Annotated in this window: 19 protein-coding genes and 1 pseudogene; all 20 read right to left on the bottom strand. The window is 43.8% G+C overall.

What is annotated here, in order from left to right; genetic code table 11:
• Positions 1-155 precede the first annotated feature (155 nt).
• Positions 156-491 carry a DNA-directed RNA polymerase subunit beta gene (locus tag LC065_RS07160; RefSeq protein WP_226592688.1) on the bottom strand — a complete coding sequence of 112 codons (336 nt, stop codon included), beginning with the start codon at positions 489-491 and terminating at the stop codon, positions 156-158.
• Positions 492-512: 21 nt separating this feature from the next.
• Positions 513-1,334, bottom strand: coding sequence for a flagellar hook-basal body protein (locus tag LC065_RS07155; RefSeq protein WP_226592689.1), 822 nt, complete (start codon positions 1,332-1,334; stop codon positions 513-515).
• A gap of 17 nt (positions 1,335-1,351) precedes the next feature.
• Complete coding sequence (locus LC065_RS07150; RefSeq protein ID WP_226592691.1) at positions 1,352-2,176, bottom strand: flagellar hook-basal body protein; 825 nt, start codon at positions 2,174-2,176, stop codon at positions 1,352-1,354.
• A gap of 31 nt (positions 2,177-2,207) precedes the next feature.
• Positions 2,208-3,206, bottom strand: a complete 999-nt coding sequence (locus LC065_RS07145; protein ID WP_226592693.1) for a rod shape-determining protein — start codon at positions 3,204-3,206, stop codon at positions 2,208-2,210.
• 255 nt (positions 3,207-3,461) lie between these two features.
• Entirely contained in the window at positions 3,462-3,743 is a 282-nt protein-coding gene (gene spoIIID / locus LC065_RS07140) for a sporulation transcriptional regulator SpoIIID (RefSeq protein ID WP_306163850.1), read from the bottom strand.
• A 343-nt stretch (positions 3,744-4,086) separates the two neighbouring features.
• Positions 4,087-5,007: a stage II sporulation protein SpoIIQ gene (locus LC065_RS07135; RefSeq protein ID WP_264187850.1), complete on the bottom strand. Its 921-nt coding sequence runs from the start codon at positions 5,005-5,007 to the stop codon at positions 4,087-4,089.
• A 375-nt stretch (positions 5,008-5,382) separates the two neighbouring features.
• Positions 5,383-6,408: a stage II sporulation protein D gene (gene spoIID, locus LC065_RS07130; protein ID WP_306163945.1), complete on the bottom strand. Its 1,026-nt coding sequence runs from the start codon at positions 6,406-6,408 to the stop codon at positions 5,383-5,385.
• 133 nt (positions 6,409-6,541) lie between these two features.
• Positions 6,542-7,853: pseudogene (murA, locus tag LC065_RS07125) on the bottom strand (UDP-N-acetylglucosamine 1-carboxyvinyltransferase).
• Between the two features lie 34 nt (positions 7,854-7,887).
• Positions 7,888-8,595: a YwmB family TATA-box binding protein gene (locus LC065_RS07120; protein ID WP_226592699.1), complete on the bottom strand. Its 708-nt coding sequence runs from the start codon at positions 8,593-8,595 to the stop codon at positions 7,888-7,890.
• Positions 8,596-8,697: 102 nt separating this feature from the next.
• Entirely contained in the window at positions 8,698-8,931 is a 234-nt protein-coding gene (locus LC065_RS07115) for a DUF1146 family protein (protein WP_146817589.1), read from the bottom strand.
• 204 nt (positions 8,932-9,135) lie between these two features.
• Positions 9,136-9,540 carry a F0F1 ATP synthase subunit epsilon gene (locus tag LC065_RS07110; RefSeq protein WP_226592701.1) on the bottom strand — a complete coding sequence of 135 codons (405 nt, stop codon included), beginning with the start codon at positions 9,538-9,540 and terminating at the stop codon, positions 9,136-9,138.
• A gap of 72 nt (positions 9,541-9,612) precedes the next feature.
• Positions 9,613-11,025, bottom strand: a complete 1,413-nt coding sequence (gene atpD, locus LC065_RS07105) for a F0F1 ATP synthase subunit beta (protein WP_226592703.1) — start codon at positions 11,023-11,025, stop codon at positions 9,613-9,615.
• Between the two features lie 40 nt (positions 11,026-11,065).
• Entirely contained in the window at positions 11,066-11,929 is an 864-nt protein-coding gene (locus LC065_RS07100) for a F0F1 ATP synthase subunit gamma (RefSeq protein WP_226592705.1), read from the bottom strand.
• A 33-nt stretch (positions 11,930-11,962) separates the two neighbouring features.
• A complete protein-coding gene (gene atpA, locus LC065_RS07095) occupies positions 11,963-13,471 on the bottom strand; it encodes a F0F1 ATP synthase subunit alpha (protein ID WP_226581409.1) in 1,509 nt (502 codons plus the stop codon).
• 15 nt (positions 13,472-13,486) lie between these two features.
• Positions 13,487-14,032: a F0F1 ATP synthase subunit delta gene (locus LC065_RS07090; RefSeq protein WP_226592707.1), complete on the bottom strand. Its 546-nt coding sequence runs from the start codon at positions 14,030-14,032 to the stop codon at positions 13,487-13,489.
• Positions 14,029-14,553 carry a F0F1 ATP synthase subunit B gene (locus tag LC065_RS07085; RefSeq protein ID WP_226592709.1) on the bottom strand — a complete coding sequence of 175 codons (525 nt, stop codon included), beginning with the start codon at positions 14,551-14,553 and terminating at the stop codon, positions 14,029-14,031. Before LC065_RS07085 ends, LC065_RS07090 begins: the two co-directional genes overlap by 4 nt.
• A 166-nt stretch (positions 14,554-14,719) precedes the next feature.
• Complete coding sequence (gene atpE, locus LC065_RS07080; protein WP_226592711.1) at positions 14,720-14,932, bottom strand: F0F1 ATP synthase subunit C; 213 nt, start codon at positions 14,930-14,932, stop codon at positions 14,720-14,722.
• Positions 14,933-14,971: 39 nt separating this feature from the next.
• Positions 14,972-15,694, bottom strand: coding sequence for a F0F1 ATP synthase subunit A (gene atpB / locus LC065_RS07075; protein WP_226592713.1), 723 nt, complete (start codon positions 15,692-15,694; stop codon positions 14,972-14,974).
• A 24-nt stretch (positions 15,695-15,718) separates the two neighbouring features.
• Complete coding sequence (locus LC065_RS07070) at positions 15,719-16,099, bottom strand: ATP synthase subunit I (RefSeq protein WP_226592715.1); 381 nt, start codon at positions 16,097-16,099, stop codon at positions 15,719-15,721.
• 1 nt (position 16,100) lies between these two features.
• Positions 16,101-16,319, bottom strand: coding sequence for an AtpZ/AtpI family protein (locus LC065_RS07065; protein WP_226592717.1), 219 nt, complete (start codon positions 16,317-16,319; stop codon positions 16,101-16,103).
• Between the last annotated feature and the right edge of the window lie 22 nt (positions 16,320-16,341).

The raw sequence follows: 16,341 nt of genomic DNA, 5'->3' as shown, positions 1-16,341 counted from the left end.
CCTCCTCTTCTGTACCTCATAACGAAAAAGAATTAGAGGTGCCAGGATATGTGATCAGAAAAGTACAAATGCAACCAAAAAGAACACGAGCCATAACGACTCGTGTTCTGCATATTGAATTGGCTTATATCATAGAATGAAGTACAAGCTAGAGATTATTCTGTTTTCGTAACGATATCCCAAATATGGCGCCATGTATCCATTTCAAGCGCGTCTGTCGGGTTGCCATCACCAATGACTCCATATCCGACCATCAGTCCAATCAGTAAGGCAGCCGCACTGAAAAGAAGGACAAGGATGATACGCAGCCAAATCGGCAGGACTCGCCGCCGTCCTTTTTTCGGAGCTTTATCTTTTGCTTCCGAATTCTGCTTTTTGGACGATGCTTTTGCTGGCTTCTGCTTCGTGGCTTCATCTAAAGCTTGACGCTTTTTTGCTCTTTCCTGATCTTTATTTAGCTTTTTGCCTGTTGATTTAGGATCTGTTGCCATGGTCCGTCAAACTCCTTACGTTTATGATCTCAGTTGACTCACAAGCCCCATCATTTGATCGCCTGTGGATATGGATTTGGCGTTGAATTGATAGGCACGCTGAGCCATCAGCATTTCTGTCATCTGCTTCGCTACATCCACATTCGATGTTTCGAGCGTCTGGGACTGCATTTTCACATCTCCAGAAAGCACATCTCCCATAATTCCATCCTCTTCTACATTAGCAGGAATACGGAAACGATTCGCCCCTACCGATTCTAACATACGTGGTCGGACAGCTTCACTAACATTCAACGTGCCTTCAACCAATTGGTTTTGATCTCTTGTGATAAGAATTCTTCCATTTGAATCAATAGTGATCGCTTGAAAGTTGTCTTCAAGAATAATATTCTCACCGTCCGCTCCGATGACAGGATAGCCATTCGCATCTGTCAACAGCAATTGACCATCTTCAACCGGGTTCAAATAAAAGTTTCCAGCACGGGTGTAGTGAACTTCCTCCCCTTGTTCTGTCGTGACTCGGAGGCCGAACATATGACGATCTTCCACTAAAGCCACATCGAGTTCCCGGCCAGTGTTTTTCAAGCTTCCCTGAGTCAGGTCAAAGTTTGTGTGCCCAAGCTTGGCTCCTGAACCAATACGGATGCCTTCTGGTGTGACCCGGCCGATCTCTGCATCAGAATGAGACTGGTTATTGATTTGTTGATACAATAATGAAGAAAAATCGGCGTTGTGGCTTTTGTATCCCGTCGTTTCACTGTTGGACAAGTTGTTTCCGACAAGATCCAGCTTCTTCTGCAGCTGCCCCATCGTCACAGCCGATTGGATCATTGAACGATTCATGTAGGTTGCCACACTCCTTAACTAATTCTTCCGATTTCCGTCACAGCCTTTTGCATGCTTTGATCATAAGCTTTTAAGACACGCTGGTTCATTTCGAATGAACGGTATGTATTCATCATTTCTGTCATCGTCCTGTTCGGATCGACATTTGAACGTTCCAGATGAGACTGATGGATGGAGTAACCCACGCCCTCTTCTTCTCCAGGGTTCACAATGATGCTCCCCTCTTCAGAAAGACGAAATAGATCGTTTCCTTCTTTAACCATTTGAGAAGCATCCGATGTATAAGACACTCCAAGGGTGAAGGCCTGTCCACCTACTGTAAGCTCACCATTTTTTGAAACTTTAAATTCCATGCCACCCGTATCGATCGGATCACCGTTTCTATCCAAAACATAATACCCGTGGTTTGTCGTCAAGAAACCTTCGCCATCCACGGTGAAGTTCCCATTACGTGTGTATCGTTCTTCCCCATCCTCATTTTGGACACGAAAGAAAAGGGAACCGGATTCGTCTGGCACCTCATTTTGTACAAGGGCAAGGTCTGTCCCCACCCCTGTTTCTTTCAAGTCTCCTTGTATAAAAGAAGGAACGGCTTCCTGCATATACACACCTGTGTTAAGGGATCCTACATGTCCGGCATCAGGTACTTTGAATCCATTCTTCGTCGGGATCGTCTTGCTTCCCATCCGCTCAATCAATAGCTCTGGAAAAGCACGCATCGTACCCTGGTCTGCTTTGTACCCGGGTGTGTACGCGTTCGCCATATTATTCGACAACGTTTCCTGCATCCTCTGGTTGGCCATCATACCTGCTGCTGCTGTGTAAAATCCCCTTAACAAGGTGTCTTCACTCCTTCCGTTCCCATCTAAACTATAGTTTGGTTGAGATACGCTTATCGATATTTTCGAGCATGATGCCTGTACCTGTAGCCACACAATCCATCGGAGATTCAGCTACGAGCACAGGAACCTTCAGCTCTTCAGCGAGCAGTTGGTCAATGCCATGCAAAAGAGCCCCGCCGCCCGTCATAATGACTCCACGGTCTATGATATCCGCAGACAATTCAGGTGGTGTACGTTCCAGCACTTGTTTCGCTGCTTGAATAATCACCTGTACAGATTCACGTAAGGATCTTTCAATTTCTTCAGAATTGACGGAGATCGTTCGTGGTAATCCAGACACCATGTCTCGACCGCGAATTTCAATTTCCTCGTTTCTTGAACCAGGGAAAACCGTGGCCACACTGATCTTAATGTTTTCAGCTGTCCGCTCCCCGATCAACAGTTTATACTCTTTCTTAATGTATTGTAGAATCTCATGGTCAAACTTATCACCAGCCATCTTAATGGAAGAAGCCGTGACAATATCACCCATGGACAAAACAGCGACATCCGTTGTGCCGCCTCCGATATCGACAACCATGTTCCCGCTTGGTTGGAAGATATCCATACCGGCACCAATCGCTGCTACCTTAGGCTCTTCTTCTAAATATACTTTTTTACCACCGGATTTCTCAGCCGCTTCTTTGATCGCTTTTTGCTCCACTTTCGTAATGTTCGTTGGGCAACAGATCAGCATGCGCGGTTTTGATAAGAATCCTCTCACGTTCGTTTTTTGGATAAAGTGCTTCAGCATCGCCTCAGTTACGTCAAAATCTGCAATGACACCGTCCTTCAGCGGTCGGATGGCTTCAATATTGCCTGGCGTACGTCCGACCATCCGGCGGGCCTCTTCACCTACCTCAAGCACTTTCCCAGTATTACGGTCCATGGCAACCACCGACGGTTCGTTCAATACAATTCCTTTGCCTTTTACGTGGATGAGTACGTTCGCAGTACCCAGGTCAATTCCTATATCTCTCGCAAACATGTTCTGTAGATCCTCCCTATTGTAAAAAACATAATCCAAGTAACGTGCAGGACCCTCGTAATCCGTTACGTTACACCGGCAATGGAGATCAATCTCCTTCAACTTATATTTCCCTATTGTTTCAAGTTCTATTTTCTATTTAAATCATGCACATCTAGTTCTTTATTCTATCACAAAATTACGACATCCGTCTCTTGAGATATGAAAAAAGTTACCAAATATCGAGGAAATGTGACAAAGGGAGGAAAACAGTGTTCATGCGAGAGGTTGAACAGGTTGATCGTCCACAATTTGGGATTTGTACTTTCTACGGGTCGCTTCTCCACCCCTGAGGTGGCGTATTTCTTTATGGTGATCGAGTATCTTTTTCACTTCCTTGGCAAGTTCGGGATTCACTTCCGGAAGTCTTTCGGTCAAGTCTTTGTGAACTGTACTTTTAGAAACTCCAAACTCTTTGGCAATGACTCTCACCGTTTTTTTCGTTTCGATAATGTGCTCTCCGATCTTGATGGTCCTCTCTTTGATGTAATCATGCACTCCACTCGCCTCCTGTGATTGACTATCCAAGGGGGTGGGATTCTTAGGAAAGCGGTTCAATTATGTTGTGTGGGTGGTTACTCTGGAAGTTAAATCATGCTGTATCACCCTGGATGTTACCGAGTGCTCGGTTATCCTCATTGTATTAATAAAAGTTCTAAGATATGCCAGATGATGCATGGGCTGATGTGATTTCTTGTAAATTTATGCTTTGTACATATGATTAAAAACCATTTCTTCATCTTATGTATCATAAAGGGCTTCATACATGCTTAAACGCATTGCTCGAACAAACAGTTACCCGCGCTATAAATAAAAAAAATGAGGGCAGAACCCTCATTTTTTAAGTCTGTGTGGTAGAGATGGAAGAGGCACTATCTTCATCTGGTGATTGCTCTTCATCTTCAGAACCAGCTGGATCTTCATCCGTATTCAATTCTTCATCCGTAGACTGCTCTGCATCGTCAGAAGATTGCTCTGTACCTTCAGAAGGCTCTTCGCTGTCTTCTTGTGGCTCTTCAGCTGGAGCTTCTTCTTCTTTCTGAACTTCTTCTCCGGCATTTTCAATGATCTTACTCATCGGCTGACCGAAAAACTCTTCAGGGTTTACAGGCTGGCCGTCACTTCGTACTTCAAAGTGTACGTGAACACCACTCGCTTGACCGAAGGAGTTACGACCTGCAGAACCAAGAACTTCACCTTGTGCTACATCAGATCCTGCTAATACATCGACATCTTCTAAACTAGCATACACAGTTGAAATGTTCTCATCGTGTGTGATTTCAATAACATTGCCGTATAGCGGATCTTCTTTAACTTCTGTAACTGTTCCTGACAGAGCTGCTGTCACTTCGAAAGCTTCTCCATCTTCTCTAGTAATGTCTACGCCTTCACTTTGGTAATACTTATTGTTGTATAGGACCAGTGCACTTTCTTGATCTTGCTCGGAAGCGTCGTAATCATAGAATTTAGTGACAATGGATGCTGCCTTTTCATCAGCTACAGGCATTTCCAAGTTTTCCTGATGTTCCATGACCGGTACAGTATCTTTCTCATTATCTGCCGTCAAAAACTCATCTTGGACTTTGGAATCTGGTTGCTCTGCGATTTGGTCTTCCAAATCACTGGCTCCCTGCTGATACCAGAACACTCCGACAAGCACTAATGCAGCCACTGACAAATACAATGCTGGGTACAACCACTTCTTGCGCATCAAGCGTTTGAACTTTAATTTAGTCACGCTTTTCTTACCTTCTTCTTTCATGTTCATCACCTCAAAAACCATTCTGAACACTTCTTTGGGATTATATACATTAGCAGGAAAAAATTTATAAATTATAGAGTGCTTATACAAGAATCGCTCCCGCTTGTTGATTACTCATTTTCGAGACTTTTGTTGAGTGGATGGGGGCTGCGAGACTCCCGTGGAAGAAAGGAGATAGGCGAGATCCCGCAGGACGAAGTCCGAGGAAGCTCGGCACTCCCCCACAGGAAAGCGAGTAGCTTCCCAGCCACCCCTGGCGCTCAACCCGGGCAACGACCCCCGGAAAGTCTCGAAATCATGTCTTCCACAATCCTGCCATATTGTTGAAGACAATAAGTTTGAACAAAGAAAAAAAGAGCTGCTTTGGGCAGCTCTTTAGTTTACTGGGTCTTCTTTTTCAATGGTTAACGATGCCGTTTGTGTGCTTAGTGGAGCGATTTCTGTGTCTTGATAATAGTGATGGATGATTTCCTTGTAATCCTTGCCTGATTTCGCCATACCGTTGGCACCGTACTGACTCATTCCTACACCGTGGCCATAGCCTTTCGTTGTGAAGATGACATGTTCCCCTTTTTGCTTGATGCTGAAGTCACTGGATGGGAGCCCGATTTTTTCACGGATTTCTCTACCTGAAAACGTATGGTCGCCAAAATGGACTTCGTCTACTCGGTTTCCTTCTGTCTTCGTCATCGTTGTCTGCTCTATTCCTGTCCCTATGCTTACTCCTAAGGTCTGTTCAAGCTCTGCAACTGTGATGATTTTTTGATCAGCAAATTTAGGTGATTCCTGATCCCATGGACTTTCCACACTTTGAAGGTAGGGAATGTCATGCTCCCAATAATCTCCTGCATTTTCAGTGTAGCCGTTGCTCGTTGAAAAGAAAGCTGCCGTGATAGGCTGTTGATCGTACGTAATGATTTCACCTTTGGTCGCGTTGACAGCTTCTGTGATTTTTTTCATGTTCTCTTCATAATTGTCTTTCCATTGGCTTCGCAGTTGATCTTCATCTTTATAAACTTGGTGGCTGACCGTATCAGTAACGTCTGCTTCTGGAGAAACTTTCTCACCCCGGACCAAGTGACGGGTAATATAAGTCCTTGCAGCAAGGGCCTGAGCTTTCAGTGCCTCCATTTCGAAGTTTACGGGCATTTCAGAAGCTACGACTCGAGCAACATAACTTTCCAAAGGAACTTCTTCGATTTCTTTTGTCGTGCTGCGTAATACTTTGACCGCAAATGGAGAGTCCTCCACGCTCGCTACTTCTTCTGTTTGTGGAGTTTCCTTCACTTCTTCTGTACCCCCGGAATTCGTAAATGGGACGACGATCATCGTTGGTAGGATAAGTATTATTGTGAATAAACCACATACAGCAAGTATTCCGACTCCATTGTTTTTTTTCATTTTCATCCGCATCCTCCTGGTTACATAGTAAATCCCTCTACTAAAAATGTATCCAGAAATAGAAGATGATAGAACTAAAAAAGCTTACCTATTTCAAAAATATTGAAACAGGCAAGCTAAGAAGATGTATATATTATAATGTCGATACTGATTCGCTTGGTTCGTGATCTTCTGAATAAACTTCTTCTTCTCTGACACGCTCAATATCAGCGCCGAGTGTAGCTAATTTCTCAGCAAAATCCACATATCCGCGATCCAAATGCTTAAGTTCCGTTACCCTTGTGTATCCATCGGCAACTAAACCGGCTAGGATCAACGCTGCTCCGGCTCTTAGATCGGTTGCAGCGACTTCTGCGCCTTGTAAAGAGGATGGTCCTTCTACGATGACACTGCGACCCTCGATTTTCAAATTCGCGTTCATACGACGGAATTCTTCGACATGCATGAAGCGATTTTCAAAAACGGTTTCCGTAATGACGCTCGTGCCTGCTGCATTCAACATCAGAGCCATCATTTGAGATTGCATGTCTGTCGGGAAGCCAGGGTGTGGCATCGTTTTAATATCTGTTGCTTGTAGAATATCAGGCCCGATCACACGCAATCCACTATCTTCTTCTTGAATGATCACGCCCATCTCTTCCATTTTGGATACAAGGGGGGCGTAAATGTTCGTGCATCGCACCTTGTACAAGAACATTCCCACCAGTAATCGCTGCAGCTACCATGAATGTACCTGCTTCAATACGGTCTGGGATAATAGTATGAGTCGTACCAACAAGTTTTTCTACACCCTCGATGCGGATCGTTTCTGTTCCTGCACCAACGATGTTTGCGCCCATTTTATTCAAATAGTTCGCCAGGTCGACAATTTCCGGTTCTTTCGCACAATTTTCAAGAATTGTCCTTCCCTCTGCAAGAGCTGCAGCCATCATGACGTTTTCTGTCGCACCAACACTAGGGACATCAAAGTAAATTTTCGCACCTTTTAAGCGGCCGTTTACTTCAGCTTCCACATAACCGTTTCCAACGGTTACTTCAGCTCCCATTGCCTCGAAGCCTTTCAAGTGTTGATCAATTGGACGTGAACCAATAGCACATCCTCCTGGCATAGCAACCTTAGCATGGCCATACCGGGCCAAAAGTGGTCCCAATACAAGAACAGAGGCGCGCATTTTTCTTACATATTCTATTGGTGCTTCTGTTTCCAATTCATTAGAAGCATCTACCGTGACTGTATTCCCCACCATATTTACATCTGCATTCATATGTCTGATCACTTCATTGATCGTATATACATCAGCTAAAGCGGGTACTTCGTGCAGTACGCTTTTTCCTTCACTTGCAATAATACTTGCTGCGATGACAGGCAGTACGGCATTCTTGGCACCTTCTGCTTTAACGGTACCATTCAGCTGCCTCCCACCACGGACGATGATTTTTTCCAAGGTTCATTCTCCTCCGCGTCCATATTCACTATTATTAATATTCAGCAGTTATTATGGGTGTGCCAATCGTGATGTTTGTCTCCCCGCCCAAAGTTCGGGTTGCGAATTGAACGTTCATCATTCGATCCCCAGCATCAATGGCCTGATCCCACTTTTGGGTGTATCCGGTCCTGCTCGTCCAACCGTTTTCGTCGATTTCATCTATTGTTGTTATGTCGAAAGCTTGTTTGAATTTTTTATACACTAAAACATCATCAATAATACCACTAAATTTGGTCTTAATACAAGAGAAATTAGTGACATTTTTTGTGAAAAATCGACGAGATACTTCATTCATGTTCGTTTGATTGATGTTTGTTAATGAAGGTGTTCCCTGTCCTTCTGTGGTATAAACCACTTCCACATCGCTCCAAGCATTTTTTGGAACAATCATACTAAAACTTTCGATGATTTGTTCGTTTTTATGACTGTTTTTGACGGTGTACTTCTCGGCATTCATCGTAACCTCTTCCGTTACGACAGGATCAGACCAGAACTCTGTCATCTCCTTTTTCAATTCGTCTGCCTTTTTTCTAGACACCTTTTCCTTCATCGTTATCGTCCAGCCACTTACTTCAAGCTGCTTATCCGCAGCAAATGACGAAAACTCTAAGAGGGTTCTTTGAGCGCCTGTCATTTCCTGTGGATAAGCACCTGTTCCTATAATAAATAGAGCAATTATTCCAGCCAAAACACTTTTCATTTTGAATGCCTCCCCAAGCATTTTCTTACTATAAGTTTGACCTGAGAAGAGCACATTCATACGATACATTTCCTAACAACTTTAGACATTTGTCTATCGTCATTAAAATAGATATATAAGGCTGTTTGACCACTTAATAAAATCAAGAAAGAAGTTGCTTACCGTTGTACCTAGAGCGATGGTGACGATAATGAGTAAAGCTCTTGCCTCAAAGACTTTGTTTTTCCTGAAGAATGCATCAAAATTAATCGACTGCAATACCCTCCACGTAATGATGATGAAAATCAAATGCGAGGTCATGCTAAGGATCGCTTCTTCTGCAAAGTATTGTTCCATAGGTCCTGCTCCTTCCCTGAGGAATGTCGATATCTCTCGCCTCTCCATCAATTGTTCAATATAAACTGACAAAAGAGGGAATATTCCACTCCATTTCCCGGGCAATAATAGACATTTCACATCTTTTTGACGGGACTACCTAAAATTCGCCGGCGAAAAAAGATGTATTTTTCACAAAAAAACTGCTCTCATAAAGAAAGCAGTTTAAAAGTTGTTCTCATAAACATTCAAGCGATTCATGGCACGCTTGAGTGCCATTTCAGCCCGTTGGAAATCAATGTCGGCTTGTTTGTCCTGAAGACGACGCTCGGCACGTTCTTTGGCCATACGGGCACGATCGATATCGATATCGACAGGTTTTTCGGCAGATTGAGCAAGAATCGTCACTTTATCAGGACGAACTTCCAAGAAACCGCCACTTACCGCGATACGATCTGATCTGCCTTCCCCTTTTAGACGAACAGCGCTGATTGTCAAAGGCGCGACCATCGGAATGTGACCCGGAAGAATTCCAAGTTCACCGCTTTCCGCCTTACAGCTGACCATTTCAAATGCATCTTCCAACACCGGGCCATCAGGAGTGACTACACTCACCGTCAGTGTGCTCATTCGTATTCCTCCTTGGCTGATCATGAAGAGGAAGAGGAACTTTATTCAAGCCCCTCTATCCACCAGACCTGTTTATTGCATTTGTTTTGATTTTTCAACGACTTCTTCGATTCGTCCAACTAGACGGAACGCATCTTCCGGAATATCGTCGTATTTGCCGTCAAGGATTTCCTTGAAGCCTTTAACTGTTTCTGAAACAGGCACATAAGAACCAGGCTGGCCTGTGAACTGTTCAGCAACGTGGAAGTTCTGAGAAAGGAAGAATTGTACACGTCGCGCACGGGAAACTGTCAATTTATCCTCATCAGAAAGCTCATCCATACCCAGGATTGCAATGATATCCTGAAGTTCTTTATAACGCTGAAGCGTACGCTGAACTTCACGGGCAACTTCATAGTGCTCATCGCCGACGATTTCAGGGTCTAGAGCACGAGATGTGGAAGCAAGTGGGTCCACGGCAGGATAGATCCCTTGTTCAGATAGCTTACGCTCAAGGTTTGTTGTTGCATCCAAGTGGGCGAAGGTTGTCGCAGGCGCTGGGTCCGTATAGTCATCGGCAGGGACATAAATCGCCTGGATGGAAGTAACGGATCCTTTGTCTGTCGATGTGATTCGCTCCTGAAGCTGACCCATCTCTGTAGCAAGCGTCGGCTGATAACCAACGGCTGATGGCATACGTCCAAGTAGGGCAGAAACTTCAAGACCACCTTGGGTGAAACGGAAAATGTTATCGATGAAGAATAGAACGTCCTGTCCTTCTTCATCACGGAAGTATTCGGCCATCGTTAGTCCAGATAGGGCCACACGCATACGTGCTCCAGGTGGCTCGTTCATCTGTCCGAATACCATGGCTGTCTTCTTGATAACTCCGGAGTCAGTCATTTCATAGTAAAGGTCGTTACCTTCACGTGTACGTTCACCAACACCAGCGAATACAGAAATACCGCCGTGCTCTTGTGCGATGTTGTTAATCAATTCCTGGATCAGTACGGTTTTACCTACACCCGCACCACCGAATAACCCGATCTTACCACCTTTTACATACGGGGCAAGAAGGTCTACGACTTTAATTCCTGTTTCAAGAATTTCTGTCTCTGTAGCCAAGTTTTCAAATACTGGCGCCGCACGGTGAATCGGGTCACGACGTACGTCTTCACCAAGTGGTTCATCAAGGTCGATGGTTTCACCTTCTACGTTGAATACACGTCCAAGAGTCACTTCCCCTACAGGTACAGAAATAGGTTTACCTGTATCGGTAACTCCAGTACCACGCATCACACCATCGGTAGATGACATGGCAACGGTACGAACGGTATTGTCACCCAAGTGCAGGGCAACTTCCAGCGTAAGATCGACGCTTTTCTCGTTTTCGTTTTTCGCTTCGTAACTTACGTGCAATGCGTTATTAAGATCAGGGAGTTGTCCATCGTCGAACGTTACGTCCACAACGGGTCCCATGATTTGAGTCACGCGTCCATTACTCATCGATTTCCCTCCTAACTTACTGTTCAAAATCCGAGAGTTCCTATTCTAGGGCAGCTGCACCGCCGACAATTTCGGTAATCTCTTGGGTAATAGCAGCTTGACGGGCACGGTTATATGAGAGTGTCAAATCTCCGATTAAATCATCAGCATTATCGGTCGCACTCTTCATCGCGGTCATACGTGCTGCATGCTCACTGGCTTTACTATCGAGCAAAGCCCCATAGATCAAGCTCTCAGCATATTGAGGAAGCAAGACTTCCAGAATCTCTTCTTGGCTCGGTTCATACTCGTATGAACTCCGACTCGCTTTCCCCTCTTTATTCAAGTCCGTCAGTGGAAGAATCTTCTTCTCTGTCACTTCTTGAGTGATTGCACTGACGTAATGATTGTAAAAGATATAAAGCTGATCAATTCTTTCATCTGTGTACAGTTGTACGGTATCTGAAGCGATATCTTTAATGTCAGAGAAGTCTGGTTGATCAGATATTCCTGTAATATCCATATCGACGGGCATGTTTCGTTTACGGAAAAAGTCACGCCCGATACGTCCGATTGTAATCAGGGTGTATTCATCCGCTGAGGTATGCTTGCTTCGGATTTGTTGATACACCTTACGAAGAACACTGCTGTTAAACGCTCCGGCAAGTCCACGATCTGAAGTAATGACTAAATAACCCGTCTTCTTGACATCACGCGCTTCAAGCATTGGGTGCCTCGCATCACCGCCACCTTGTGCAATGCTTCCTACAACTTCCTGGATTTTTTCACTATAGGGAACAAACCTTTTGGCGTTTTGTTCCGCACGGTTCAACTTGGAAGCTGAAACCATTTCCATAGCTTTTGTAATTTGTTTCGTCTTTTTCGTAGACGTAATCCGACCTTTAATGTCTCTAAGGGATGCCACGCTGTTTCACCACCCTTTCTAGCTATGATTCATTTATTCAGAAACAACAAATGTTTTCTTGAATTCTTTCACAGCACCACTCATGTCTTCGTCATCAGCAAGTTTTCCTGTTTCACGAATTTGAGAAAGAAGTTCTTTACGGTTGTTATCCAACCAATTATGGAACTCTGACTCGAAACGAGTGACATCTTCTACTGGAACATCATCTAAGAAACCTTTTGTCAGTGCATAAATGATCATGACTTGTTTTTCGACCGCTAATGGTTGGTGAAGTCCCTGTTTAAGTACCTCAACCGTACGTGCACCACGGTTCAGCTTAGCTTGTGTTGATTTGTCTAGATCGGAACCAAACTGAGCGAAAGCTTCAAGTTCACGATAAGATGCTAAGTCAAGACGCAAAGTACCGGCAACTTTCTTCATCGCTTTGATCTGTGCAGAACCACCTACACGAGATACGGATAGTCCGGCGTTAATCGCTGGACGTACACCCGAGAAGAACAAGTCGGATTGCAAGAATATTTGACCATCTGTGATGGAAATTACGTTGGTAGGGATATAAGCAGAGATGTCTCCTGCTTGAGTTTCTACGAAAGGAAGGGCAGTCAATGAGCCTCCACCTTTAGCATCACTTAATTTAGCCGCACGTTCTAGTAAACGGGAGTGCAAGTAGAATACATCCCCTGGGAAGGCCTCACGACCTGGAGGACGACGTAACAGCAAGGAAAGCTCACGATAGGCAGCCGCCTGCTTAGAAAGGTCATCGTAAACTACGAGTACATGCTTTCCGTTGTACATGAAGTCTTCACCTAGGGATACGCCCGCGTATGGAGCAAGGTAAAGAAGTGGTGCTGGCTGAGAAGCACTGGCAGTAACTACGATTGTGTAGTCTAGTGCACCATGACGGCGTAAAGTTTCTACTGTTCCACGAACGGTAGATTCTTTTTGACCAATGGCGACGTAGATACAAATCATATCCTGGTCGTGCTGGTTCAAAATAGCATCGATGGCCACAGATGTTTTACCCGTTTGACGGTCACCGATGATTAATTCACGTTGTCCACGGCCAATTGGTACAAGCGCATCAATCGCTTTGATACCTGTTTGTAGTGGTTCATCTACGGATTTACGATCCATAACACCTGGGGCAGGTGATTCAATCGGGCGTGTTCTTGTCGTTTCAATTGGCCCACGGCCATCGACCGGTTGTCCAAGTGGGTTAACGACTCTCCCCAACATTTCTTCCCCTACAGGAACTTGCATGATGCGTCCTGTACGACGAACTTCGTCGCCTTCTTTAATATCTGTATATGGTCCAAGGATAACAAGACCTACGTTATTTTCCTCTAGGTTTTGTGCAAGGCCCATAACACCATTTGAAAATTCAACAAGCTCTCCAGCCATGACATTGTCAAGACCATGAGCACGTGCGATACCGTCACCTACTTCGATAACTGTACCAACATCTTTGACTTCTATTTCAGTCTCATAGTTTTCAATTTGCTGTTTAATCAGCGCACTGATTTCTTCAGCTTTGATGCTCATGCTATTTCACCCCTATCATCTTTTATTCGATACTAGTTCACGTTCCATGCGGTGTAATTTACCGCTTACTGAACCATCGAAAATTCGATTCCCAATCTTGACGCGAATTCCGCCAAGCAATGATGAATCAATTATGTTTGTAATGTTCAAGGACTGCTTTTCTACCTTTGGAGCAAATGTTTTGGAAATTTGCTGCTTTTCGTCATCCGAAAGCTCACGCACAGAGTAAACGGTTGCTTCAGCAATGCCTTTTTGATTATCGATTTTAGTCAAAAATTCACTGATCATATCTATAATCAAGTCTTCTCTATGACGATCTACAATGAGATTCAACGTGTTCAACACCTCAGTTGTCATACCCTGAAACGAATTGGAAAATACACGTTTTTTATCTTCTGTTGTAATCTTCGGATGCTTTAAAAATGTGTACACAGAAGGATTTCCACGAAGGACTTCTCTTACTGTTCTTAATTCTTCACCGATTTGTTCGACTTTCTTTCGTTCCTGAGCAAGTTGAAAAAGGGCTTGTGCATAGCGCTTCGCAACGACTGTTTCACTCATCGTTCTTCTCCCGCTTCGCTAATGTATTGTTGGATGAGGTGGTCTTGATCCTCTTTAGATAGCTCTTTCTCAATTACTTTGGACGCAATCATCACAGACATGGAAGCAACCTGATCTTTAAGTGACTGGATTGCTTTTTCTTTCTCTTGAACAATTTCTTGTTTTGCATTATCTTTCATTCGTTCTGCTTCCGTACGAGCAGATTCAATGATGGATTGCTCCTGTTGAGAAGCTGTTTTACGTGCATCCTCTATAATCTTTTGCGCATCTTGTCTTGTCTTTTTCAACTCTTCTGAAGCTTCACGTTGCATTCTTTGAGCTTCTTCACGGCTCTTTTCAGCTGTGTCTATCTCATTTGAGATATAATCTTCACGTTCTTTCATCATATTCATGAAAGGTCCCCAGGCGAATTTCTTAAGCAACGCTAAGAGAACGATGAAAAGAAACAGCTGAACTAGCATATCACCGATATTAAGTCCGCCTTCAGCACCAAGAATGAACATATTAGTAAAAGTTTGCACCTTGCTCACTCCTTTCAACACCCCCTAGAGGGGCTCTACATAACAAAAACCCGGCTTAAAAGTTTAAGTCGAAGTTTTAATTCTCAAGAAATGGGTAAATAGTATTTGGCTGATGTATAGAAGATGGCGAAGAAATTCATCGCTTCGCCATCACTCTCACATGTGTTTATTGACCCATTACGATAAATGCAATTACGACACCAATGATTGGAAGTGCCTCTACTAGGGCTACACCAATGAACATTGTTGTTTGAAGCGTACCTCGTAATTCCGGTTGACGTGCAATACCTTCTACTGTTCTACCTACGATTAAACCGTTACCAATACCTGCACCTACTGCTGCAAGACCTACTGCAATTGCTGCTGCAATCAGACCCATGTTAAATTCCTCCTCGAATGTATTTAAATTTGTTATTTATTAATGGTCAGAACTCACTTTGTGAGACATATAAACCATTGTCAACATAGTAAAAATGAACGCTTGGATAAAGCCTACGAATGTACTGAATGCCTGCCACGCTAACATAGGAATTACTCCCCCCAAGAAACCTAGGAAACCAGCTGAAGCAATTCCTGCTAGTAATCCCAGCAGAATTTCCCCTGCGTAAATATTCCCGTATAGTCGAAGTCCTAGGGTTAACGTGTTAGAAAACTCCTCAATAATTTTGAATGGGAGCAAGAATGGAAGTGGTCGCATGAAGTCTTTTCCAACTTCATTGGCACCTCTCATCTTCACACCGTAATAATTGGTGAGAACGACAACCATAACAGCAAGGGTTAAGGTGATGCCTGGATCGGATGTCGGTGATTTCCACCAAAGAACGTGATGTGGCGCGAAAATCGTGACTACCCCCAGCATGTTAGAGACAAAGATATACGTGAAGAGAGTTAATCCTAATGGTAGAAAAAGCCTCCCTACATTCCAGTCCATGTTTGAACCAATAATACCTTTTACAAAGTCAATAAGCCATTCCATAAAGTTTTGAAAACCCTTTGGACGCCGTTCTAAACTTCGCGTTGCAGCTACAGCAACAATAAAAACGATGACTGAAGCAATCAGCATCATTAAAACGTTGGACAGGTTGAAGTCTAGCCATTCAAGACCAAACGCATCCTCCAACATTGGTGCTTTGTGATTCATTCTGTTCACCTCTCTTCCATCGTGCTATTCTGTTTCATGTTTAAACAGGTAGTCTATTAAAATGACAAAGTAGGCTGTCATTAAGCCCAATACTACTGAAATAATGTGGAAATGTTCTTCGAATTGAAGTGCTATAACGGCTGCTAATGCGCCTGTGGCTAATCGTGTAAACGTACCAATATTTGGTTTTCGTTGCTTAGATTTTGATGTGACCGTGGAATGTTCGCCCAATTTGGATATTTTTCTTTGCATCGTCCATAGATTGTAAAAGCTTAACGTGGTTCCTAATAAAAGGCCTAAAAAAACCGTTTTCCAAGGTGTAAGCCCCCATCCTAGAACGAGAAATGCTAAAAGGTAGAACATCCATTTTCTTTGACGGGATATCATCTGTTGATAGTCTTCCATGTTAATCGTCTCCCGAGTACGTGCGTACTAAATGAATAGTCCCATATGTACCTGCCCCTAAACCGAGGAAAAGTCCAATAATCAGGAATGTAGGTGTGGTAGATAGTAGGCCATCGATCCATTTCCCAATAAAAACACCAGCTAAAGGGCCGCCGGCTAATTGAGAAATGATCGCGCTGGTGAGCGCCATAGCATGAAATGGCAACTTAGAACGTTTCATTTTTACACTCTCACTTTTAGGG

The organism is Halobacillus litoralis (assembly GCF_020524085.2).
Classification (GTDB): domain Bacteria; phylum Bacillota; class Bacilli; order Bacillales; family Halobacillaceae; genus Halobacillus; species Halobacillus litoralis_E.
Note: the sequence above shows the minus strand (reverse complement) of the source record. Positions and strands in the feature narration are given on the sequence as shown.